Genomic DNA, 24,037 nt, shown 5'->3' on the forward strand with positions numbered 1-24,037 from the left:
TGTAAGGTAAATAAAACCACGACAGCACAGCTCTTAGATACATATTATAAATCATTAAAGAGCTACACAATAAAAATAAAATAACATTTTTCATAAATTAAGGAGGAGTTACTTATGGCAAAATTAGTTGAATGTGTACCAAATTTTAGTGAGGGAAGAGATAAGGAACTTGTAGAAAAGATAGTTGATGAAGCAAGAAAGGTAAAAGAAGTTAAACTTTTAGACTATTCATCAGATGAGGATCATAATAGAACGGTTGTAACTTTAATTGGATCACCAGAAAAGATAAAAGAGGCTGTTGTAAATATGGCCAAGGTAGCAACAGGATTAATAGATATGACAACTCATCATGGTGCACATCCTAGAATGGGAGCAGTAGACGTTGTACCATTCACTCCAGTAGCAGATATAACTATGGAAGAGTGTATAGAAATAGCAAAAGAAGTAGGAAAAGAAATTGGAAGTTTGGGAGTTCCAGTATACTTATATGAAGATGCAGCAACAAAACCAGAAAGAAAAAATCTTGCGGATGTAAGAAAAGGACAATATGAGGCATTCTTTGAAAAGATTGTAAAGCCAGAATGGAAGCCAGATTTTGGTCCACAAGAAATGAATGCAAAGAGCGGATGTACAGCAGTAGGGGCTAGAGTATCCTTAGTAGCATTTAATGTAAATTTAGGAACTGATAGACTTGAAGTTGCAGATGCTATAGCTAAAAAGGTTAGATTCATAGGTGGCGGTCTTAGATTTGTAAAAGCTATAGGATTAAAATTAGAAGAAAGAAATCAAGTTCAAGTATCTATGAATTTAGTTAACTATGAAAAAACAGCAGTATATAGAGCATTTGAAATGATAAAAATAGAGGCTAAAAGATATGGAGTTCCAGTTGTAGGTAGTGAAGTTATAGGAACTGTTCCTATGAAAGCATTACTTGATGCTGCAGAATACTACTTACAAATTGAAAATTTTGATATTAACCAAATACTCGAAAAGAGATTGTTAGAATAAGTTCCACGTTCACCTTGCATGATTTACAGAAATCTATGATTTCATTGTAAATCATTACATCTCATTCAATTGAGATGTTTCTTTTAAAACTACAAACGTCTACAAATACTGCAAGAATTTGTAGACGTTTGAGAAATACATATGGTATAAAAAGGGGGGAAAGAGTTGAATACTAAAAAGGTAGTTTATACAGCATTATTTATATCTATGGGAATTATAATAAGTAGGTTTTTTTCAATAACTACTCCGATAGTTAGAATAGGATTTGGATTTATTCCAACTATGCTTTCAGGAGTGTTGTTTAGCCCATTGTTTGCAGGAATTGTAGATGCAGCAATTGATTTAATTGGAGCCACAATCTTTCCTACAGGAGCTGTATTTTTAGGATTTACGCTAAGCGCCTTTGTATCAGGTGCAATATATGGACTTTTCTTTTATAAGAAAAATATAGGATATAAAAATATTATTTTAGCTACAGTTTTAAAAACTATCATAGTAAATATAGGCTTGAATACTATATGGTTAAGTATGCTTACAGGAAAAGCATTCATGGTGATTATAGCACCGCGACTTGTAAAGGATTTAATAATGCTTCCAATTGAGATAATAGTATTTACAAGCGTACTATACTACTTGAGAAATAGTTCCATGGTTAGTAAAATTAATAATGTAGTTCAATAAAAAATTAACATATATTTTTATAATATAAATTTAAAGAAGATGGGGTGTAAATATTATGACAAATAAAGTACCAAGTGATATTGAAATAGCACAAAGCGCGAAAATGAAGAAAATTGCTGAGGTAGCAGAAGAATACGGCATATTAGATGATGAATTAGAACTTTATGGAAAATACAAAGCAAAAATTTCATTGGATGTTTTTAATAGATTAAAAGATAAGAAAGATGGAAAGTTAGTTCTTGTTACAGCTATAACTCCAACTCCAGCAGGAGAAGGAAAGTCAACTACAACTATAGGACTTGGACAGGCTCTTAACAAAATAGGTAAAAAAGCAATTATCGCTTTAAGAGAACCATCCTTAGGACCTGTATTTGGAGTAAAAGGAGGAGCAGCTGGCGGTGGATATGCACAAGTTGTTCCTATGGAAGATATAAACCTTCACTTTACAGGAGATATGCATGCTATAACTACAGCAAACAATTTACTTTCAGCTGCAATAGATAATCATATAAATCATGGAAATACTCTTAATATAGATATAAGACAGATAGTTTGGAAAAGAGTTTTAGACATGAATGATAGATCTTTAAGAAATGTAGTAGTAGGTTTAGGTGGAAAAGTAAATGGTTATCCAAGAGAAGATTCATTTATGATAACTGTTGCTTCAGAAGTTATGGCAGTACTTTGCTTAGCATCTGACCTTATGGATTTAAAAGAAAGACTTGGAAGGATGATTGTAGCTTATAATGGAGAAGGTCAACCAGTAACAGCTAAGGATTTAAATGTTCATGGAGCTATGGCATTGGTATTAAAGGATGCTATAAAACCAAACATTGTTCAAACACTTGAAAATACTCCAGCACTTATTCATGGAGGACCTTTTGCAAATATAGCTCATGGATGCAACAGTATAATTGCTACAAAACTTGGATTAAAACTTGGAGACTATCTTGTTACAGAAGCAGGATTCGGTGCAGACCTTGGTGGAGAAAAGTTCTTAGATATAAAATGTAGATATGGAAACTTAAAGCCATCTGCAGTAGTATTAGTTGCAACTATCAGAGCATTAAAGATGCATGGTGGAGTTAAGAAGACAGAACTTGGAGCTGAAAATGTAGAAGCGCTAATTAATGGATTTGCAAACCTTCAAAAACAAGTAGAAAACATTAGAAAATTTGGATTACCAGTACTTGTAGCTGTTAACAAATTTGCAAATGATACTGAAGCTGAAATACAAGCATTAACAAACCAATGTAAGGAGCATGGAATAGAAGTTTCACTTAATGAAGTATGGGAAAAAGGCGGCCAAGGTGGAGTTGAAATGGCTGAAAAGCTAGTTAAAATCATTGAAACTGAAGAAAGTAATTATGCTCCACTTTATGAAGTTGAAGCATCAATTCCAGAAAAATTAAACACTATTGTAAAAGAAATTTATGGTGGAGACGGAGTAGAAATAGATTCAGCTGCTATGAAGCAAATTAAGAAATTAGAAGAATTAGGTCTTGATAAGCTTCCAATATGTATGGCAAAAACTCAGTATTCTTTCTCAGATGACCCAAGTTTAGTTGGTGCTCCAAAAGGATTTAAGATAAACGTTAAAGACGTAAGAGTATCAGCTGGAGCAGGATTTATAGTTTGCCAAACAAGTAATATAATGATTATGCCAGGACTTCCAAAAGTACCAGCTGCAAATAAAATGGATATAGATGAAAACGGAGTTATATCAGGATTATTTTAGAATTGGAGGAAATTAACATGCTAAGAGATTTAACAGTTAAGGATTTTATAGATGAAACAGCTTCAGAATCACCAGCACCAGGTGGCGGAAGTATAGCTGCATTAAGCGCAGCTTCCGCTGCAGCTTTGATTACTATGGTAGCAAATCTTACTTTAGGTAAAAAGGGCTATGAAGAAGTTCAAGGTGAGATGGAAGAAATAAAGAAAATAGCTGGAGAATACAAAGATAAATTTGTAAATTATATTGATGAGGATTCAGATGCATTTAATAAAATAATGGCAGCTTTTAAAATGCCAAAGGAAACTGATGAAGAAAAAAAAGCAAGAACAGCAGCAGTTCAAAGTGCATTTAAGGGAGCGGCTACAGTACCTTTAAATGTAGCAAAGGATGCATTTAAGTTACTAGACCTAGCTAAAGTTGTAATAGAAAAAGGAAACCAAAATGCAGTAACAGATGGAGCAGTAGCTGCAATGTCTTCAAGAACAGCAGTGCTTTCAGCATTATATAATGTAAAAATAAACTTAGGTTCTATAAAAGACGAAGAATTTGTAAATGAAGCTAAAAAGGAAATGGAAGAATTAGAATCTAAGGTAAATGAAATAGAACAAAGCCTTCTTTCTAAAGTAGTACTTTAGTTAAATTAATAAAAAACAATTAATACTTAATAGCTATGAAAGGGAAATTTAGGTGAAACTTAAATTTCCCTCTTCAATTATTATTAGTTCACTATTAAATCAATTAATTGTTGACAGTTTTAGGATTTAAGCTATAATAAAGATTATAAATTAAATAACAATTTGATACTGAAATGCTTTGAAAAAGAGGAGTAAAGGTTAATAGTTCTAAGAGAGGAAAGTTCATAGGCTGAAAGACTTTCTGTGCAAATGACCTTGAAGGTAGCTTTGGAGCTTCTTTGCTGAAATCTTAGTAGGCAAAGACGGGTTTAATCATCCGTTAATAATATGAGAGCTTGAGTTTTACTCAAGAAAAAAGGTGGTAACGCGCGCTGTCGTCCTTTTAAGGATAGCAGGGTGCTTTTTTAATTAAAAAAAAGCGGGAGGTAATACATATGAACGAAAATATAAACATAGCCACAACCTATAATCCTAAGGAGTTTGAAGATAGGATTTATAAGAATTGGGAGGAAAATAAGTATTTTACCCCAGAGGTAGATAAGAATAAAAAACCTTATACAATAATGATGCCCCCTCCAAATATTACAGGAAAGCTTCATTTAGGGCATGCATTAGATAACAGTATTCAGGATTTTTTAATAAGAGCTAAGAGAATGCAAGGATATAGTACATTATGGCTTCCAGGAGAAGATCATGCAAGTATTGCTACAGAAGTTAAGGTGGAAAATGAGCTTCTTAAGCAGGGACTTAAGAAAAAGGAAATGGGAAGAGAAGCTTTCCTTGAAAAGGTATGGGAATGGAGCCATGAGTACAGAGATAGAATAAAGGGACAGCTTAAAAAACTAGGGGTATCTGCTGACTTTACAAGAGAAGCATTTACTATGGATGAAAATTTAAATAAAGCTGTTAGAACAGTATTTGTTAAACTTTATGAAGAAGGATTAGTTTACAGAGGTAATAGGATAGTTAACTGGTGTCCTAAATGTATGACTGCTATTTCAGATGCAGAAATAGAATATAGTGAGCATGAAGGTCATTTTTGGCATATAAAATATCCTGTAAAGGGAGAAGATAGATTTATAGAAATAGCAACTACAAGACCAGAAACTATGCTTGGAGATACTGCTGTAGCTGTTAATCCAAATGATGAGAGATATGCTGACTTAGTGGGAAAAACTCTTATACTTCCACTTGTTAATAGAGAAATTCCTATTGTTGCTGATGACTATGTAGATATGGAATTTGGAACAGGTGCAGTTAAAATAACACCAGCCCATGACCCAAATGATTATCATGTTGGAAAGAGACATAACCTTCCAGAAATAATTGTTATGAATGAAAACGGAACAATAAATGGACTTGGTGGAGAATACGCTGGTATGGATAGATATGAAGCAAGAAAAGCCATAGTAGCAGATTTAGAAAAAGAAGGATTCTTAGTAAATATAAAAGACCATGCTCATAATGTAGGATGTCATGATAGATGCAACACTGTAATAGAACCTATGATTTCAAAACAGTGGTATGTAAAAATGGAATCACTTGCAAAGCCAGCTATTGATGTAGTAAGAGAGAAAAAGGTGAATTTTGTACCTGAAAGATTTGATAAAACATATTTCAACTGGATGGAAAATATTCAAGATTGGTGTATATCAAGACAGCTTTGGTGGGGACATAGAATCCCAGTATGGTACTGTGAAGACTGTGGAGAAATGATAGTATCTGCAGAAGAACCAACTACTTGTCATAAATGCAATAGTTCTAAGCTTAAACAGGATAATGATGTATTAGATACTTGGTTTAGCTCAGCACTTTGGCCTTTCTCAACTCTTGGATGGCCAGATAAAACAGAAGACTTGGAATACTTCTATCCAACAAGTGTACTCGTTACAGGATATGATATCATATTCTTCTGGGTAGCAAGAATGATTTTCTCTGGACTTCACAGCATGAATGATATCCCATTTGAAACTGTACTTATTCATGGTATAGTAAGAGATTCAAATGGTAAAAAAATGTCAAAGTCTCTTGGAAATGGAGTTGACCCATTAGATATAATTGATAAGTACGGTGCAGATGCTCTAAGATTTATGCTTGTAACAGGAAACGCTCCAGGTAATGATATAAGATTTTATGAAGAAAAAGTTGAAGCGGCAAGAAACTTTGCAAATAAGATATGGAATGCCTCAAGATTCGTTATGATGAACTTAGATAAAGATCTTATGGATAAATATAAAGACGTTAAGGATTATACTATAGCAGATAAGTGGATATTATCAAGAGTAAATACTTTAGTAAAAGAAGTTACTGAAAACATAGATAAATATGAGTTGGGTATAGCATCACAAAAGGTTTATGACTTTATGTGGAGTGAATTCTGTGATTGGTATATAGAACTTGTTAAACCTGTATTATATGGAGAAGATGAAAAGGCTAAGGGTATAACTTATAATGTACTATTTGATGTATTAACTACAGGACTTAAGCTGTTACATCCAATCATGCCATTTATAACAGAAGAAATTTACACTCATGTTCAAAGTGAAGAAAATACTATAACTACTTCCAAGTGGCCTGAATATAGAGAAGAGTTAAATGATAAAAAATCAGAAGAAAATATGAATTACATAATTGAAGCTATTAAAGCTTTAAGAAATGTAAGATTAGAAATGAATGTACCACCTTCAAGAAAAGCTAAGGTTGCAATATTTGCAGTAGAAGGAAAAGAGGCATTTAATGAAGGAACAGTATACTTTGAAAAACTTGCATCAGCTAGTGAAGTTACTTTCTTAAATTCTAAAGAAGAAGCACCAGAAAATGCAGTTGCGGCAGTAACTAAAGGTGCTGAAATGTATATGCCATTACTTGACCTTGTAGATTTAGAAAAGGAACTTGAAAGACTAAATAAAGAAAAAGAAAAGCTACAAAAAGAAATAGAACGTGTAGAAAAGAAACTTTCAAATGAAAGCTTTGTAAAGAAGGCTCCAGAATCAGTAGTAGCTGAAGAAAAAGCTAAAGGTGATAAATACAAAGAAATGCTTACATCTGTACTTGAAAGAATACAAAGTTTAAGTAATCAGTAATTAGTATACTTAGTAACCAGTGGCCAGTAAAATATAGTGTTGATTTTTAGAATCCCTATAACTGGGTACTGGTTACTAGCATACTTTCTATTAAAACTGAAGAGTAGGGATTAGTGATAAAAAACGGGGGGATTTTAGATGAATTATAATGAATCTATAGGTTATATTGAAAATACGGCTAAGTTTGGTAAAAATAAAGGACTTGAGAGAACTAACAAGATATTAGAGCTTTTAGGAAATCCTCATAAAGATTTAAAGTGTATTCATATAGCAGGAACTAATGGAAAGGGTTCTACTACAGCAATGCTTACTCAAATACTTATAGAATCTGGATATAAGGTTGGAATGTACACTTCACCATTTATAGAAGAATTTGAGGAAAGAATACAAATAAATAGTAATAATATTCCTAAAGAAAGATTATGTGAGGTAGTAGAAAAAGTAAAGATAGCAGTAGATAAGACTTGTGAACTAGGATATGATGAGCCTACAGAATTTGAAATAATAACAGCAGTAATGTTTGTATATTTTCAAGAGGAAAAAGTGGACTATGCAGTAATTGAAGTAGGCCTTGGAGGAAGAATAGACGCTACAAATGTAGTAAATCCTTTGATAAGCATAATAACTTCAATAAGCTATGATCATGTGAAAATTTTAGGGAATACATTAGAAGAAATTGCATATGAAAAGGCAGGTATAATAAAAGAAAAGACACCTGTAATATTATATCCTGTGGAAGAAGAGGCGAAACTTTCTATTGAAAAAGTAGCCAAAGAAAAACAAAGCCCTATAATATATGTAAAAAAAGAAGATTCAATGCTAAAAGAAAAGCTTTACAATGTACCTTATCAAGAGATTATAATTAACACTAGTAAGAATACTTATGAAATACAGTTATCACTTTTAGGAACTCATCAGTTATTAAATTGTTCTGTAGTTATAAAAGCAGCAGAAGAATTACAAAATATAGGGGTTAATATTAAAAAAGAACATATTATAGAAGGGTTAAAAAAGGTAAAGTGGGCTGGAAGACTTGAGATGTTAAAGGCAAAACCTATGGTGGTAATAGACGGAGCTCATAACATTGATGGGATTAAAAGTCTTAAAAATAGTATAAATACTTATTTTAAATACAATAAGTTCATACTGATTATGGGCATACTTTCAGACAAACAAGTAGATGATATGGTAAAGGTGATTACACCAGAAGCCTCAAATATTATAACTGTGACACCACCAAGCTATAGGGCAGAAAATTCCTCTGGACTTGTGGAAATAATAAAAAAATATAATTCTAACTGTGAAGCTATAGAAAATTATAAAGAAGCCTATGAAAAGGCTTTATCCTATGCAAATGCAAATGATTTAATACTTATATGCGGATCGCTTTATATGGTAGGAGAAATGAGAAAAACTATAAGAACAATTAATAGTTGATATTAAGTAGTAAAAAAGTTTAATGAAAATTTATTGAGATAAATTCGCAAAGTATAAAAACCTTCCACAAAAGTGGAAGGTTTTTTATATTAAATAATAATTATTAAATATTAATTATTGACTGAATTTAACGCCTCTTCCAGTGCCTTTGAAAGCTGATCTGGGCAAGATGTAGGTTTTTCTTTACAATTAATTCCTTTTAATCTTTTTATTGCTTCATTAACATCCATTCCTTCAATTAAGCTTGCAAGTCCTTGTAAGTTACCATTGCATCCTCCAAGAAAACGAACATTTGTAACTTTGTTATCAACAATATCAAAATCAATTTTACTAGCACAAACACCTTTTGTAGTATATGAATACATTAAATTTTCCTCCTTTAAAAGTATATAAGAATTATAACTTATTCAAATTTAATAGACAAGTACTAATATTTTAGACATATATCAATTTATTTGAGATGTTTCATTTAACTATGCCCAATTTTTATGTACTTACATATTATATCTGTGAGGGGGGAAAAACCATGAGTCATTTATTCATATGCAACACATCTTCTGACTGTATATCTAGAATAAATCTATCTACATTTAAAGAAGAAAACAAGATAACATTGAACAATGGGTATTATAAAATTGGGCCCCATGGAATATGCAGATATAAAGATAAACTGATAACTGCAAACAGCTATTCAAATAGTATTTCTATAGTAGATGTTACAAAGAATATTGAAATACAAAATTACTTTATAGGAATGCACTGTAACGATGTAGTTACAGTAGAGGATTATGCATATATCGTATGCGGAGAACTAAATACTATAGTGGTGTTTGATTTGGTACAAAATAAGATCGTAGAGGAAATACCATGTGGCAATTTACCTCATAGTATTCAATTCAATGAAAAAAATAACTTGTTCATAGTATCAAATATGGGAAATGATACTTTAACCTTAATTAGTGGAGAAAAAAAAGGATGCATAAAAAATATAAAGGTAGGACCTTACCCAACAAAAGCCTTATTTACGAAAGATGGCGAATATATTGTAGTATGTGAAAGTAATTTAGGCTCAGATCAAAAAGGAAGTATAAGCATTTTATCGACTAAAAATCTTAGAGTATTATATAGAATATCTGTAGGAAATTCACCAGTGGATATGGTCATAGATGATAATATTTGCTATGTTTCGAATTTTGGGGATGGAACTTTGAGTTTCGTAGATATAAATTATTATGAGGAAACAAATAGAATAAAGATAGGAGGAATGCCTAGGGGGATAGTGAAAGAAGGAAATGAACTTTATGTAGGAGATAATTATAATAATGTTCTTATAAAAATTGATTTAGAAAGTGGTAATAAGAAAAATATACCAATAGGAGGAGAGCCTACTGGTATGATTTTAATTTAATCATCTAAAAGTATCTGCAATATTCTCTCATATTTTTTAGAAGAATCATTCTTCCATTTTGTGCATAATTCCCGAGCTAAATTATTGCTGTCTACAGTTATCTTTAAATCAATTAAATTTATATTACCCTCAATAGCTTTTAAACTTACAACAAATTTATTTTTATTTTCAATTGTATAGTCAGAAGATGCAGAAACCTCTCTTTTTATATTTTCATGTTGATTTTCTAAATATATGTCTATTGTTTCAAGTTTAACTTTAGAAATCCTGTTTATAAAAAGAGATAGTACTTTTTCACCCTTTTCCGTAATTAAAAGTCTATGTTTATTTTCATCTTCAAGTATTTGCAAAAAGTTATTTTGAACAAGTTCTGAAATATATTGTTGAAGAGTAAAATAATTCATAAAATTATTTTCAAGTATCATTTGGGTAATTTGATTATTGGAAATAGGGGCGTTTATTTTTAGAAATATATATAGCAGCAGGAGTTTGTTTTCTGCGAGTTCTAAAGTATCTTCAAACATTCATAATCCTCCTAATAACCTTATATTGATTGTTAAACTTATCAATTATTATATCACAATTTATTAAGTATTAACAATTAAGTATTAACTAAAAAAAGTCGGCTATTATAGCCGACTTTTATATAAAGTTATTATTTGATACCATTTGCAAGTTGTTCTTCAGCCATTGAGATGAGTTTTTTAACCATTTGCCCACCAACTCTTCCACAATTCTTTGAAGTTACTTCTCCCCAGTAATCTTCGGAGCCTTGATGAACCCCGAGTTCCATTGATTCTGCTATTTCATATTTCATATCATCTAAAGCTTTATGAGAATCGGGTACAAGCTGAGTTCTTCCACTTCCTGATTGTCCTAATGCCATAATAAGTTACCTCCTTTTATAAATAATTATGTATTAGTCATTTATAGTATCTGCTCATATTAAATATAAATACTGTAGTGTTTCAGGAAATATAGGTTTAATAAGGTAAGTTAATTAAATTTCACTAGAATATTTCACTTAAATTTCACATATAAAAAATAAGAAGGAAATTATATGGAGGGTAGTGCAAATTGAAGAGTAAAATTTACAAAAAGGTCTTATTTGCAGTGTTGCTATTGGCGGTAAGTACCATATCAAGTATATTTTTAAATGTTAGCAAGGGAGTATTTATTCAGGATAAAAATATTCCTATATATTCAGTGGATACACAAGAAAAGAAAGTAAGTATAACCTTTGATGTGAATTGGGGAAATGATAATACGATTGAAATACTAGATATTTTAGATAAGTATAATGTAAAAGCTACCTTTTTTATAATAGGAAATTGGGCGGAGGATTTTCCAGAGCTTACTAAAGAAATATACAAAAGAGGACATGAAATTGGAAATCATTCAGATACTCATCCGGATTTTACTCAAGTTTCAAAGGATAGAATAATAAAAGAGATAAGTGTGGCAGATGCAAAAATAATGAAGATTACAGGGCAAGGAACTAAGTTGTTTAGATGCCCATCAGGTTCTTATAATGATAATGCACTAAATGCAGTAAAATCTGCAGGATATTATTGCATACAATGGGATGTAGATAGTATAGATTGGAAAGCAGAAGGAGCAGATAAGGAATATGAAAGAGTTATGAAAAAAGTTAACCCTGGTTCTATAATATTATTCCATAGTGATGGAAAATTTACTCCATATAACTTACCAAGAATAATAGAGAATTTAAAGGCTGAGGGATATAGTTTTGTTAAGGTTGGAGATTTAATATATAAGGAAAATTATAAAATAAATTTGGAAGGTAAGCAGATAATAATTGATGGTAAATAATTACTGTATTATAATGGAAATATATAATGTATAAAATATCAACCTTTGCTAAAAATACATGTAGAAGAAAATTGAAGCAGGGGTTGATAAAATGAGAAGAATAGCAATAATAGGAGAAAATACAAATTTAATTTACATTATAAAAAAGGAGTTGTTACAGTTAAATATTAGATATGAATTAGTGCAGTTAGAAGACGCTGAAGTTTCAGTAGATTATGTAATTATAAATGAGGATACTGATTATAATTTCAAGAATATTAAAGGTTTGTATTATCTTGTGAATATGGACTCTAAATTTAAAAAGGATTTAAATATTAATGGAAATGTAATTACTTATGGATTTGGAAGTAAAAATACAGTTACACTTTCAAGCGCAGAAAAGGATGAGAAGTATTTAGTATACTGCCTTCAAAGATATATAGGAAATATGTCTAAAAATACAATAGAGCCTTGTGAACTTCCTATAAAAAGGAGTTTTAACAATAACAATGAACTTTATGGGTATATGGTAGCAGCAACTATAGCACTATTAGAAGATGTAGATATAAGAAAATTAAATTTTATATTTAATAATGAAGAAATATTTAGTTGAATAGTAATATTATTGACGTTTTAAGAATATTTATAAGTAAGAAAATATTCTTATATACTAAGGGAGAGAGAGGGGTTATCATGGACAATTTATTACAAAACAACAAAATATATTTAGAAGGAAAGGTATGCTCAGAGCTGGAATTTAGTCACGAAATGTATGGAGAAGGATTTTATACATTTAACGTTGAAGTTCCAAGACTTAGCGATGCTAAGGATGTTTTATTTATAACAGTATCAGAAAGACTTATGGTAGGAATGGAAATAAAACTTGGAGCTGAGTTAATAATAGAAGGTCAGCTGAGATCATATAATAAATTTATAGATGGAAGCAATAGACTCGTATTAACTGTTTTCGCAAGAAATATAGTTCCTTGCATAGAAAAAAGTAAAAATCCTAATTTAATAGTTTTGAATGGATTTATATGTAAGCAGCCTGTTTATAGGACAACTCCTTTTGGAAGGGAAATAGCAGATTTGTTATTAGCTGTAAACAGAGCCTATAATAAGTCAGATTATATTCCGACTATAGCATGGGGAAGGAATTCTAGATACTGCAAAGATTTAGAAGTTGGCGATAATATAAGAGTCTGGGGAAGACTTCAAAGCAGAGAATATCAAAAGAAAGTATCAGAAGATGAATCAATAAAGAAGATAGCTTATGAAGTTTCTATATCTAAAATGGAAAAGGTAAATAAGGATGGAGAAACTGAAGAAATTCAAGGAGAAGATGAAGAAGGAACTGAAGAAATTTATGAAATAGAAGAATAGAAATAAACTCGCACATTTTTAATATCAAACTTAAAGTATGGACTTTGCATTTAGGAAAACGTTCATTTCGCTAAAAACGGCTAATATTTCTAAATTTAAAATAAAGCCGTTTAAAAGCTTATTCAATGTTTTCTACAATGCAAAGTCCATACTTATTAACATTAAAAATGTCCTCATATAAACTACTTAAGGAGGGGATTTTGCTGTATTTTCTACCTAAGGTCATCTAAAATTTCGGTTTTACCTTTAGTTTTTTCGTCTATGTTTTTAATTATTCTTGCAGGAGTTCCAGCTACAACTACTCCTTCAGGAACATCTTCAACAACTACGGAACCTGCAGCAACTACTGAGTTTTTACCAATATGTACACCTTCAAGGATTACTGCATTAGCTCCAATAAGTACATTATCTTCTATAATACAAGGTTCTTTACTAGGGGGTTCAAGTACTCCGGCTACAACTGCACCAGCACCTAAATGAACTCTTTTTCCAAGTTTTCCACGAGCGCCTACCACAGCATTCATATCTACCATGGTTTCTTCGCCTATTTCAGCTCCTATATTTATTACAGCTCCCATCATTATAACTGCGTTTTTACCTATACTTACTCTATCTCTTATGATAGCACCGGGCTCAATTCTAGCTTCTACATTGGAGATATCAAGCATTGGAATAGCAGAATTTCTTACGTCATTTTCCAGTCTGTATTTTGTTATTTTATTTTTATTCAAATTTAAAAATTCTAGTATTTCCTCTTTTTCTCCAAATAATATGTAAAAATTACTTGCACCATAGATTTCAACATTTTCGTTATTTGTTTCAGATAAATCTCCATCTACATAAACTTTAAAAGGAGTAGATTTTTTTGCTTCTTTTATATATTTAGCTATTTCGTATGGATTAGTAAAATCATAATTCATAATAAAGCCTCCTTTAATTAATTTTTGAATGATAGTAGTATCATTATAATATAATACATAAATTTATTATATTATAGTATAATTTTAATAATTAATAAATAATCTATAGTAATTTAAACAAATCTTAATAATATAAGTTTTGTATATTAACTATTATTAATAATAATAATTAAATAATACTTGTATAAAGGGAGTTTTTATGGAGAAATCTGATATCCTTAAGATAATTGAAAATTACTTTGATATTAAGTACAAAAGTATAGGGGAATTAAAATTAGAAGAAGATATAAAAGAGTTATTTTTATCAAATGACGAAATATATAAAAAACACTATACATTTGAAATAGCAGCTTTAGAAATGCACATAAATCATAGAAAGTTACAAAAGTATGATCTTAGATTTTCTAAATATAATTATTATCTTGATTATATAAGCTTAAATATTAATGCTAATAAGGCCATAGCGGTATTAGATGAAAATCATGATATTTATTTTAAATCTTCATCTAATATAAAATCTCAAATGAGCAATTTAAGGCATAAAATTTATTTGGAAAAATTTAAGGATAAGTGGTATATAATAAAAGATATTTACAAGGATTATTACAAAAATATTATAATGGATTATAATAATAAGTATACTTCTTTAGAAGAAATAAAAGAAACTCTATTAAAACAAAATTATAATAATTATCTTCAATCTCAAAATATAAGAAGTGTTAGCTTCAAAGATGAGGCGGCGTTAGCTCAAAATAAAATTAGTAAGGAAAAATTATATAATTATAATAGAATAAGTGCAGTAAACTATGCAAGAATGTGGGCACTCAAGATAAATCCTAAATGGGGAAACTATGAATCAAAAGGATATGGTGGGGATTGTACTAATTTTACTTCTCAATGCATATATGCAGGGGGGGTACCCTTTGATTTCTATGGAACTTCTGATTTTGTTAAGTGGTATTGGTATTCGAATAGCAAGAGGGTAGCACCTTGGACTGGGGCTAAGCAGTTTAATTATTATGTTCAGTACAATACAGGGTATGGATTAAAGGCACACTTTGCTGACTTATCAGACATGATGCCTGGAGATATAGTACAATTAGGAGGGAATTATCCTAAAACCTATCATAGTATGATTATTTCAGATTATGTATACAATTCCAATGGATATGTAGAAGATTATTTAATTTGTCAACATTCAACTTCTGTTGGTGGAAGATTAAAGGATTATCCGCTATCATCAAAACCACCTGTTCAAAAAGTTTATATTTCTATTGATGGATACTATAAGTAAATAAAGGGGGCTTAACTATGGAAAAATTTAATTTAGAGGAACAATATGTATCAAATTATGTAAAAGGTATTGAGATTTCAGGTATAAGAAAGTTTTTTAATAAGGTTAGTGAATATTCAGGAGTTATATCATTAACATTAGGTCAACCGGATTTTCCAGTACCTGAAAAGGTGAAAGCAGCTATGATAAAGGCTATAGAGGATAATAAAACCACCTATACTTCAAATATGGGGATATTGGAATTGCGTGAAGAAGTATCGAGTTATTTAAGTAATCTTCACATAAATTATATTTCAGAAGAAATTTGCATAACAGCAGGGGGAAGTGAAGCTATATTTGATACTTTTACAGCAGTATTAAATCCTGGTGATAAGATACTAGTTCCAACGCCTGGATATCCTGCGTATGAAAGTTGTGCTAAGCTTTTGGGGGCTTCATCTATAGCCTATAATTTAAATGAGGATTTTACAATAAATATAGATGAAATAAGAAAAGTTGTAGAAAAGGAAAAACCAAAGGTAATAGTAATATCCTTTCCATCAAATCCAACAGGAGGGATACTAACTAAGGAAGATGCAGAAAATTTATATTCTATAATTAAAGATAACGAAATTTTAGCAATAACAGATGAGATATATAGCTCTTTATGTTTTGATAAATACTATTCAATAGCTCAGTTTAAAGATATAAAACATAAAGTGATATTTATAAGTGGCTTTTCTAAAATGTTTTCAATGACTGGACTTAGAATTGGATATGTATGTGCTGAAGAACAGTATATGAAACATATATTGAAAGTACATCAATATAATATGAGCTGTGCACCATCTATATCTCAATGGGCAGCGCTAGAGGGACTTAAAAATTGTCTTGAAGATGTGGAATACATGAAAAATGAATTTATAAAGAGAAGAGATTATGTATATGAAAGGCTTAAAAGTATGGAGTTTAAGGTAAACTTACCTAAAGGTGCTTTTTATATATTTCCATCTATTGAAAAGTTTAATGTGAAAAGTGAAGAATTTTGTGAAAAACTCTTAGTTGAAGCAAAGGTTGCAGCAGTACCAGGTTCTGCTTTTGGAACAGGGGGAGAAGGCTATTTTAGAATATCCTATGCGTACAGCATGGAACAATTAGAAGAAGCACTTGATAGAATGGAAAAGTGGCTTAAAGATGTGAAATTTTAAGATAATGTTGAAACTTTAGTATGAGATTTGCATTTAGGAAAGCTATTCACTTCTCAAAGAAGCTCTAATATTTTTGATTTTAAGATCGCTAAACTTTCTAAACTCGCTATAGCTCAGACAATAGAAAGTTCTTAACGGTATTTTAAAGTGAAAAATAAAGAGCTTCTAATGCTTGTTCAATGTTTTCTACGATGCTAATCTCATACTATATCTTCAACATTAAAAATATAACTTAAACTTGCTGTAATTGTATAACTAAGGAGGGAATTTCATAAAGACGAAATTCCCTCCTCAATTATTAAATATTCACTATTGAAAAGTAACTAAGGTACATCATTAGTTACTTTATAAAACAAAAACTCTAGATTATGAACTAGTGATTAGTGATTCTTATTTTAACACGTCATCCATATCATACATTCCTGGAGCTTTTTGATACATGTATTCGGAGGCTCTTAAGGCGCCTACAGCAAATACTTCTCTAGATATAGCAGAGTGTCTTATCTCAATTATTTCACCACTACCTGCAAAAACTACATCATGATCTCCAACGATGGAACCACCTCTGACTGCATGAATTCCTATTTCCCTTTTGTCTCTTTTAGAAATTCCTTCTCTTCCATAAACAAATTCAGTTTCTTCTTGTATGCTGTCTTTTATGGAGTTTGCAAGTAATAATGCAGTTCCACTAGGGGAATCTAATTTTTGATTATGGTGTTTTTCTATTATTTCTATATCAAAGTCTTTAAAAAGCTTTGAGGAAATTTCCTTTAGTATATTGTTCACTATATTTATTCCAATAGACATATTTGCAGATTTAAATACAGGTATTTTTTCAGAAGCTTTTTTTATTTCTTCCAGTTGTTCTTCTGTATATCCTGTAGTGCAAAGTACTAAAGGAAGATTTTTTGGTATACAAAAACTTAATAAGCTATCTAAAGATTTAGCTGAAGAAAAATCTAAAACTACGTCAAATTCTACATCACAATCTTCTAGTTTTGAAAAAACGGGATAAGATGAACTTACAGAGGTATTTATATCTACTCCTGCAACTATTTTTAAATTATTAAATGATAAGGAAGTATGAGATATCATTTGACCCATTCTTCCATTGCATCCATTTAACAGTACTTTAACCATTATATCCTCCTAAGGCTATTTTAATAATCCATAAGCCTTTAATTCATTTTTTAATACAGCAAGGTTATTTTCGCTCATAGAACAAAGAGGAAGTCTTAAATCACCTACAGACAAACCTAATACATTCATTGCTGTTTTTACAGGTATAGGATTGGTTTCAATAAATAAAGCATTTGTCAAAGCTAAAGTATCTAGCTGAATCTTTAAAGCTTCTTCAAGTTTTCCTTCCATATAATAGTTACACATATTATGCATTTCTTTTGGAAGTATATTTGCTACTACAGAAATTACTCCAATACCTCCTAAAGACATTATAGGAATTATTTGATCATCATTTCCTGAATATATATCTATCTTGTCTCTTAAAAGAGCCTTTATTTCAGCTATTTGGCTAATGTTACCACTAGCTTCTTTAATTGCAACCACATTCCTGCACTCAGCGCATATCTTTACTAAGGTAGAAGGTGCTATATTCATTCCAGTTCTAGCTGGTACATTATAAAGCACAATAGGAGTATTTATATTTTTATCTATTTCTTTAAAGTGTTCTAAAAGTCCCTTTTGAGTAGTTTTATTATAGTAAGGAGTAATTAAAAGAAGACCATCTACTCCAATACTTTCTGCCCACTTACTATATTCTATAGTGCCTTTAGTATTATTACTACCAGTACCTGCAATCACGGGAATTCTTCCATGAACTTTATCTACAGTAAACTTAATAGTTTCTTTTCTTTCAGTTTCACTCATGGTAGAAGCTTCACCAGTAGTACCACATATTATTATTGCGTCAGTGCTGTTTGCAATATGCCATTCTATAAGTTCTTCAAGCTTATTGAAATCTATACCATTTTCATCGAAAGGAGTAATTATGGCTACTCCAGATCCTTTGAATATACTCATAATTCACCTCCAAAAATTTAAATTAATAATTTAAATTATTCACTAATCATACACTCTGCAATTTGAATTGCATTTAATGCAGCGCCTTTCCTTATATTGTCAGCAACTACCCATAAATTTAATCCGGAATCTAAACTAAAATCTCTTCTTATTCTTCCAACATATACTTCGTCTTCTCCTGATGAATTTAAAGGCATAGGGTATATTAAGTTTGCTACATCATCTTCAAGTATTATTCCTTTAGAATTCTTAAATAGTTCAAATACTTCTTTAATATCAAAGTCTTTTGATAGCTCAACGTTTATACTTTCGCTATGACTATTTAAAACAGGAACTCTAACAGTAGTAGCGGTTATTTTTAAATTATCATCATGAAGTATTTTTCTTGTTTCATTTACCATTTTAATTTCTTCCTTTGTATATCCATCTTCTAAAAATGAATCAATGTGAGGAAGAAGATTACCTACTATAGCATAAGGGAACTTTTTAGGAGCTTCTCCCTTATAGCCTTCCATTAAATCATTATATCCATTCATGCCTGCACCGGATACAGCTTGATAAGTAGAATAAACTATTCTCTTAATTCCATAGGCATCATATAGAGGTTTTAAAGCTACTACCGCTTGTATAGTAGAGCAATTAGGGTTAGCAATAATACCTTTATGCTTTTTAATATCCTCTGGGTTTACTTCAGGTACTACAAGTGGTACATTAGGATCCATTCTCCAAGCACTGCTGTTATCTATAACCACAGCTCCGTAATTTGCAAAAATAGGAGCAAAGCTTCTGCTTGTATCTCCACCAGCTGAAAATAATGCAAAATCAATTTTTTTATTTTTTATATTATCTTCCTTTAATTCTTCTACAGTATATTCTTTTCCTTCGAAGGAAAGTTTTTTTCCTGCAGACCTAGCAGAAGCAAATAAATATAACTCTGCTATAGGAAAATTTCTTTCTGCAAGTATTTCTAAAAATTTTCTTCCAACCATTCCAGTACAACCAACTACTGCAACATTATAATTCATAAGAGTCCCTCCCTAAAAATAATTACATCTCAAATTATATTCAGATGCTTTATATTATTATATTATATAATGAATAAACATATAAATGAAACATTATGTATAAATTTTTATTAAAGATATTAGAAGTGATAAATAAGAAGATTAATAAATAAAAAAAGAAAAACATCCTTCATTAATTAGAAAATTTCAATCGATTTATATTAATTAAAATAAATTAATTATGGTGGATTTATGAGTGTGGTGGAGAGCCATCTGATTGACACTGAAAAAAAACTGTGTTAATATAGTTAAAATAATGTAATAAAAACGTCACAAATAGAATGACAAAGACAAACGAGTTTTCTTAAGATACATATTTATTTAGAGGTTATTCTTTGTATAAATATATAATTATTGCAAGACTCTTATTTTTATCTTGTATTTATATAAAAATATAAACTAAGTATATCAAACATATAAATAAGTATATAAAAATACGAATTAATCACATAAAAATACAAATACATATATAAAGGTAAATTAAAAGTTTTAATAAAAGTATGGAATAAGCTATCTTAATAAATTAAGATACATTAGTTCATAATTATAATAGTTAATTTCCATAGCTAACTATAATGTTAACAATATAATTTTTAAATTATATAATTATAAGTAATTATAAAGGGGGAGTTTATAGTGAAAAGAAACAAGATACTAGCACTTATCTTAACTGCTGCGCTTACACTTACAACATTTGTTGGATGCGGCAGTGGAGACAAAAAGTCAGCAGGTGGAGAAACTAAACCAAAAGTTATGAGTTTGGAGCTTGCAGATATTAAAACTTTAGATTCAGGATTAGCATCAGATACAGCATCATTTACTGCAGTAGGTGCTGGTTTTGAAGGACTTGCAAGAGTTAACAATGGAAAAGTTGAAAAAGCTGGTGCTGAAAGCTGGGAAGTTTCAGCGGATAAAAAAACTTATACTTTTAAATTAAGAGATTATAATTGGTCAGATGGAAAACCGGTTACAGCTAAAGATTTCGTTTATGGATGGACAAGAATACTAGATCCAAACACTAAATCAACATACTCATTCTTTATAGAAGGAGTTAAAAATGCTGGAAAGTTTATGAAGGGACAGGCTAAGGCCGAAGATCTTGGCTTAAAGGCTAAGGACGATAAAACTTTTGTAGTAGAGCTTGAAAGACCAATACCATACTTTGAAGAAATGATATCATTCCCATTACTTGTACCAGTTAGAGAAGATATAGCAAAGGCTCAGGGAGATAAATATGGTACAGACCCAACAAAGATGGTTTATAATGGACCATATACAATTACTGCGTGGCAGAAGGGTGCTAAGTTAACATTAAAGAAAAATGATAAGTATTACGATAAAGACGCGGTTAAAACAGATGAAGTTAACTTATCAGTTATAAAAGAAATGCAAACAAGATACCAGATGCTTATGAATAAAGAAATAGATGCAGTAGCTGTTACTGGTGAGTATATTGATAAACTTAAAAAGGATGTAGAAGCAGGTAAAATTTCTGGTATAGGGCAAGCGGACCCAGTTTCTTTCTATATGATATTTAATCAAACTGGAAAAAATAAGCTTTTAACTAATCCTAAAATTAGATTAGCTTTCTCACTTGCTATAGATAGAGAAACTTATGTTAATAAGATTTATAAAAGAGGATTTGTTGCTTACGGTGTTGTATCACCACTTATAAAAACTGGAGATGTAGAATACAGAAGTAAAATTGAAGAGCCATTAAAGGAAGTAATTGCTCAAAAGAAAGATCCTAAAGCTTTATTTATAGAAGGATTAAAGGAACTTGGGTTAGATCCAGATCCATCAAAACATACTGTAAGATATCTTCCACAGGATAGCAGTGCCTTTGATAAACAATCAGCTGAATTCTTCCAAAATCAATGGAAGTCAAAAATAGGTGTTAATGTGCAGCTTGATTCAGCAGCAAGCTTTGCAGATTACTTGAAGAAAACACAAGATGGTAACTTTGAAATTGCGATGTCTGGTTGGGGCGCAGATTTCAATGATCCGGATTCATTTATAGGATTATTCCAAAAGGATAACGGAAATAACTATGGTAAGTATAACAGTGCTAAATATGAAGAGCTATTAAACAAGATCAAAAATGAAACTGATAATACCAAGAGATTAGAATTATTTGCACAAGCTGAAAAATTACTTATTAATGAAGATGCAGGTATAGCTCCTATATACTATAAAGATAGAAGAAACTTCTTCCAAAATAGTGTAAAGGGACTTCAACACCCAGCATTTGGAGCAACATATGAATTAAAATGGATTTATAATGAAGGAAAATAGGGGAAAATAAAGAGTATGAATACTACAATGGGGTTTGTAGAGCCTTATTGTAGTATTTGTATGTTAAGGACAAAATGGTATATTATGGGGCTGAAAAAAACATATGGAATTTGGAAATTCCAGTGGTTACATAAATTTTAACTGGAAATCAAGGAAGGAGGATATAAATGATAAAATATATATTAAAGAGATTAGGATACATGCTAATAACTTTATGGGTAATAACTACAATAACATTCTTTTTAATGAATTCTATACCTGGAGATCCTGTATCGGTTCAAGCGCAAAAACTTCCGCCAGAAACTAGGGAAATAATAAAAGAAAAATATGGGCTTAATAAGCCACTGTCTACAAGATACGTTATTTATTTAAAGAATATAACAAAGGGAGAATTAGGTGATTCCTTTATAACTCCTGGATATAGTGTGCAACAAATAATTAAAGATAAGTTTCCTAATTCATTAAAGCTTGGTTTGCAGGCAATAGCTTTAGGATTAACTATAGGTATAATACTCGGTATAATAGCCGCATTTAGAAGAAATACAAAGGTCGACTACTCAGTAATATTCCTTGCAATACTTGGAGTTTCTATACCAAGCTTTGTTCTAGCAGCGTTACTTCAAAAGGCAGTAGGGGGTAAAATAGGACTGCCTAGTGCAGGCTGGTATGCACCTGGAGAATATTTAAGTGGATTTAAATATACAATACTTCCAACTATAGCGCTATCCTTTTCAAGTTTAGCAACTTATGCAAGATACATGAGAACTTCGGTTTTAGATGTTGTAGGACTAGACTATATATTAACAGCGGAGTCTAAGGGTGTATCTAAAGTAGCCATAGCGTGGAAACATGTTATAAGAAATGCAATATTACCTGTTATTACTATACTTGGACCACAGGTAGCCGCAGTTATCACAGGATCTATAGTAATAGAGAGAATATTTAATATTCCTGGGCTTGGAAATTCCATGATAGATGCTATTTTGACAAATGATTATAATGTAATTATGGGACTTACAATATTCTATTCTGCTCTATATATAATTTCACTGTTAATAGTTGATATATTATATACAGTAATAGATCCAAGAATAAGACTTACTGGTGGAAAAAGATAGGAGGTCAAAGGTGTAATGGTAAATTTAAATAAAGAAAAATTTAAAGTTTTAGGATATGATGCAGAAAATGCTGATATTATAGTACGACCTAATTTGACCTACTGGCAGGATGCATGGAGAAGATTAAAGCAAAATAAGGTTGCTATGTTTTCTATGATATTATTGGTGATTATAATACTCATGTGCATAATAGGACCTTGGATATCACCGCATAAGTTTTCTGTTCAAAATACAGACAAAATGAATCTTTCACCAAACGGTGAATATTGGTTTGGAACAGATAATTTAGGAAGAGATTTATTTTCAAGACTTTGGATTGGTGGTAGAGTTTCTATCACTATAGGTATAATAGGAACGATAATTGAGGTAGTTATAGGTTGTATATATGGAGGTATTAGTGGATACTTTGGAGGAAAAGTAGATGATATAATGATGAGAATCGTAGAAATACTTATAAGTATACCATATATGCTAATAGTTATAATACTATCCATATTTATGGGAAAGGGTATGATGTCTCTTTTAATTGCACTATGCATTACTGGTTGGACAAGTATGGCTCGTATGGTTAGAGGACAGGTTATGCAGCTTAAACAATCAGAGTATGTACTTGCAGCTCAGGCATTGGGAGCAGACCCTAAAAGAGTAATACTTAAACATTTAATACCAAATACTATTGGAGTAATAATTGTTTATATGACTTTTGATATTCCGTCATTTATATTTGCTGAGGCATTTTTAAGCTTCATAGGACTGGGAATACAGCCTCCTGAAACTAGCTGGGGTGCAATGACTTCTTTCGGACAAGCGGTTATGGATTTTTATCCATATCAATTAATTTTCCCAGCACTAGCTATTTCATTAACAATGTTAGCATTTAACTTACTTGGTGATGGATTAAGAGATGCTCTAGATCCTAAGCTTCGTCAGTAAA

22 protein-coding genes and 1 other annotated feature are annotated in these 24,037 nt (G+C 30.8%); of the genes, 15 read left to right on the plus strand and 7 right to left on the minus strand.

What is annotated here, in order from left to right; genetic code table 11:
* The first annotated feature begins 114 nt into the window (after window positions 1-114).
* The 6 genes from ftcD to DP68_RS05295 all read left to right on the plus strand — a co-directional run bounded on the left by ftcD (window position 115) and on the right by DP68_RS05295 (window position 8,582).
* Window positions 115-1,008 carry a glutamate formimidoyltransferase gene (gene ftcD / locus DP68_RS05270; RefSeq protein WP_035307133.1) on the plus strand — a complete coding sequence of 298 codons (894 nt, stop codon included), beginning with the start codon at window positions 115-117 and terminating at the stop codon, window positions 1,006-1,008.
* Window positions 1,009-1,173: 165 nt separating this feature from the next.
* The gene (locus DP68_RS05275; protein WP_035307135.1) at window positions 1,174-1,689 is read left to right on the plus strand and encodes a folate family ECF transporter S component; all 516 of its coding nucleotides are present in this window, start codon (window positions 1,174-1,176) and stop codon (window positions 1,687-1,689) included.
* Between the two features lie 55 nt (window positions 1,690-1,744).
* Window positions 1,745-3,427 carry a formate--tetrahydrofolate ligase gene (locus DP68_RS05280; RefSeq protein WP_035307138.1) on the plus strand — a complete coding sequence of 561 codons (1,683 nt, stop codon included), beginning with the start codon at window positions 1,745-1,747 and terminating at the stop codon, window positions 3,425-3,427.
* Window positions 3,428-3,444: 17 nt separating this feature from the next.
* On the plus strand, window positions 3,445-4,062 hold the full coding sequence (locus tag DP68_RS05285) for a cyclodeaminase/cyclohydrolase family protein (RefSeq protein WP_035307140.1): 618 nt from the start codon (window positions 3,445-3,447) through the stop codon (window positions 4,060-4,062).
* A 169-nt stretch (window positions 4,063-4,231) separates the two neighbouring features.
* Window positions 4,232-4,447: a binding site (T-box leader), on the plus strand.
* 49 nt (window positions 4,448-4,496) lie between these two features.
* Window positions 4,497-7,145 carry a valine--tRNA ligase gene (locus DP68_RS05290; RefSeq protein ID WP_035307142.1) on the plus strand — a complete coding sequence of 883 codons (2,649 nt, stop codon included), beginning with the start codon at window positions 4,497-4,499 and terminating at the stop codon, window positions 7,143-7,145.
* Window positions 7,146-7,283: 138 nt separating this feature from the next.
* On the plus strand, window positions 7,284-8,582 hold the full coding sequence (locus DP68_RS05295; protein WP_035307144.1) for a folylpolyglutamate synthase/dihydrofolate synthase family protein: 1,299 nt from the start codon (window positions 7,284-7,286) through the stop codon (window positions 8,580-8,582).
* A 110-nt stretch (window positions 8,583-8,692) separates the two neighbouring features.
* Here DP68_RS05295 and DP68_RS05300 read toward each other — a convergent pair whose 3' ends face one another.
* On the minus strand, window positions 8,693-8,947 hold the full coding sequence (locus DP68_RS05300; RefSeq protein ID WP_035307145.1) for a TIGR03905 family TSCPD domain-containing protein: 255 nt from the start codon (window positions 8,945-8,947) through the stop codon (window positions 8,693-8,695).
* A gap of 161 nt (window positions 8,948-9,108) precedes the next feature.
* Between DP68_RS05300 and DP68_RS05305 the strand changes: the two genes are divergently transcribed.
* Window positions 9,109-9,990 (plus strand): YncE family protein, encoded by an 882-nt coding sequence (locus DP68_RS05305; protein WP_035307147.1) that lies wholly within the window; start codon window positions 9,109-9,111, stop codon window positions 9,988-9,990.
* Here DP68_RS05305 and DP68_RS05310 read toward each other — a convergent pair.
* Together DP68_RS05310 and DP68_RS05315 are read right to left on the minus strand one after the other, a co-directional pair.
* Entirely contained in the window at window positions 9,987-10,514 is a 528-nt protein-coding gene (locus DP68_RS05310; protein ID WP_035307148.1) for a DUF4364 family protein, read from the minus strand. The two genes, DP68_RS05305 and DP68_RS05310, sit on opposite strands and share 4 nt — an antisense overlap.
* Window positions 10,515-10,645: 131 nt before the next feature.
* Window positions 10,646-10,876, minus strand: a complete 231-nt coding sequence (locus DP68_RS05315) for an alpha/beta-type small acid-soluble spore protein (RefSeq protein ID WP_035307150.1) — start codon at window positions 10,874-10,876, stop codon at window positions 10,646-10,648.
* Between the two features lie 191 nt (window positions 10,877-11,067).
* Here DP68_RS05315 and pdaB point away from each other — a divergent pair, with 191 nt between their 5' ends.
* The 3 genes from pdaB (at window position 11,068) to DP68_RS05330 (ending at window position 13,185) form a co-directional block, all read left to right on the plus strand.
* Window positions 11,068-11,823: a polysaccharide deacetylase family sporulation protein PdaB gene (gene pdaB / locus DP68_RS05320; protein ID WP_035307153.1), complete on the plus strand. Its 756-nt coding sequence runs from the start codon at window positions 11,068-11,070 to the stop codon at window positions 11,821-11,823.
* 91 nt (window positions 11,824-11,914) lie between these two features.
* The gene (locus DP68_RS05325; RefSeq protein ID WP_052085657.1) at window positions 11,915-12,415 is read left to right on the plus strand and encodes a hypothetical protein; all 501 of its coding nucleotides are present in this window, start codon (window positions 11,915-11,917) and stop codon (window positions 12,413-12,415) included.
* Between the two features lie 80 nt (window positions 12,416-12,495).
* Window positions 12,496-13,185: a single-stranded DNA-binding protein gene (locus DP68_RS05330; protein WP_035307156.1), complete on the plus strand. Its 690-nt coding sequence runs from the start codon at window positions 12,496-12,498 to the stop codon at window positions 13,183-13,185.
* A gap of 212 nt (window positions 13,186-13,397) precedes the next feature.
* Here DP68_RS05330 and dapD read toward each other — a convergent pair whose 3' ends face one another.
* Window positions 13,398-14,105: a 2,3,4,5-tetrahydropyridine-2,6-dicarboxylate N-acetyltransferase gene (gene dapD / locus DP68_RS05335; RefSeq protein WP_035307158.1), complete on the minus strand. Its 708-nt coding sequence runs from the start codon at window positions 14,103-14,105 to the stop codon at window positions 13,398-13,400.
* 199 nt (window positions 14,106-14,304) lie between these two features.
* On the opposite strand from dapD, the gene DP68_RS18850 reads away from it, so the two are divergent.
* Both DP68_RS18850 and DP68_RS05345 read left to right on the plus strand, forming a co-directional pair.
* On the plus strand, window positions 14,305-15,399 hold the full coding sequence (locus DP68_RS18850) for an amidase domain-containing protein (RefSeq protein WP_052085658.1): 1,095 nt from the start codon (window positions 14,305-14,307) through the stop codon (window positions 15,397-15,399).
* A 17-nt stretch (window positions 15,400-15,416) separates the two neighbouring features.
* Window positions 15,417-16,586, plus strand: coding sequence for an aminotransferase class I/II-fold pyridoxal phosphate-dependent enzyme (locus tag DP68_RS05345; protein WP_035307160.1), 1,170 nt, complete (start codon window positions 15,417-15,419; stop codon window positions 16,584-16,586).
* A 390-nt stretch (window positions 16,587-16,976) separates the two neighbouring features.
* Here the strand turns inward: DP68_RS05345 and dapB are convergent, their stop codons facing one another.
* The 3 genes from dapB to DP68_RS05360 are packed head-to-tail and all read right to left on the minus strand — an operon-like array spanning window position 16,977 to window position 19,651.
* The gene (dapB, locus tag DP68_RS05350; RefSeq protein WP_035307163.1) at window positions 16,977-17,726 is read right to left on the minus strand and encodes a 4-hydroxy-tetrahydrodipicolinate reductase; all 750 of its coding nucleotides are present in this window, start codon (window positions 17,724-17,726) and stop codon (window positions 16,977-16,979) included.
* A 15-nt stretch (window positions 17,727-17,741) separates the two neighbouring features.
* The gene (dapA, locus tag DP68_RS05355; protein ID WP_035307164.1) at window positions 17,742-18,626 is read right to left on the minus strand and encodes a 4-hydroxy-tetrahydrodipicolinate synthase; all 885 of its coding nucleotides are present in this window, start codon (window positions 18,624-18,626) and stop codon (window positions 17,742-17,744) included.
* A gap of 35 nt (window positions 18,627-18,661) precedes the next feature.
* On the minus strand, window positions 18,662-19,651 hold the full coding sequence (locus DP68_RS05360; protein WP_035307167.1) for an aspartate-semialdehyde dehydrogenase: 990 nt from the start codon (window positions 19,649-19,651) through the stop codon (window positions 18,662-18,664).
* Between the two features lie 675 nt (window positions 19,652-20,326).
* On the opposite strand from DP68_RS05360, the gene DP68_RS05365 reads away from it, so the two are divergent.
* The 3 genes from DP68_RS05365 to DP68_RS05375 all read left to right on the plus strand — a co-directional run bounded on the left by DP68_RS05365 (window position 20,327) and on the right by DP68_RS05375 (window position 24,036).
* Window positions 20,327-21,985 (plus strand): peptide ABC transporter substrate-binding protein, encoded by a 1,659-nt coding sequence (locus tag DP68_RS05365; RefSeq protein ID WP_035307169.1) that lies wholly within the window; start codon window positions 20,327-20,329, stop codon window positions 21,983-21,985.
* 167 nt (window positions 21,986-22,152) lie between these two features.
* The gene (locus DP68_RS05370; RefSeq protein WP_035307171.1) at window positions 22,153-23,103 is read left to right on the plus strand and encodes an ABC transporter permease; all 951 of its coding nucleotides are present in this window, start codon (window positions 22,153-22,155) and stop codon (window positions 23,101-23,103) included.
* Between the two features lie 15 nt (window positions 23,104-23,118).
* Window positions 23,119-24,036, plus strand: a complete 918-nt coding sequence (locus DP68_RS05375) for an ABC transporter permease (RefSeq protein ID WP_035307174.1) — start codon at window positions 23,119-23,121, stop codon at window positions 24,034-24,036.
* Window position 24,037: the final 1 nt, after the last annotated feature.

The sequence above is a fragment of the Clostridium sp. HMP27 genome (assembly GCF_000765165.1).
Classification (GTDB): domain Bacteria; phylum Bacillota; class Clostridia; order Clostridiales; family Clostridiaceae; genus Clostridium_AK.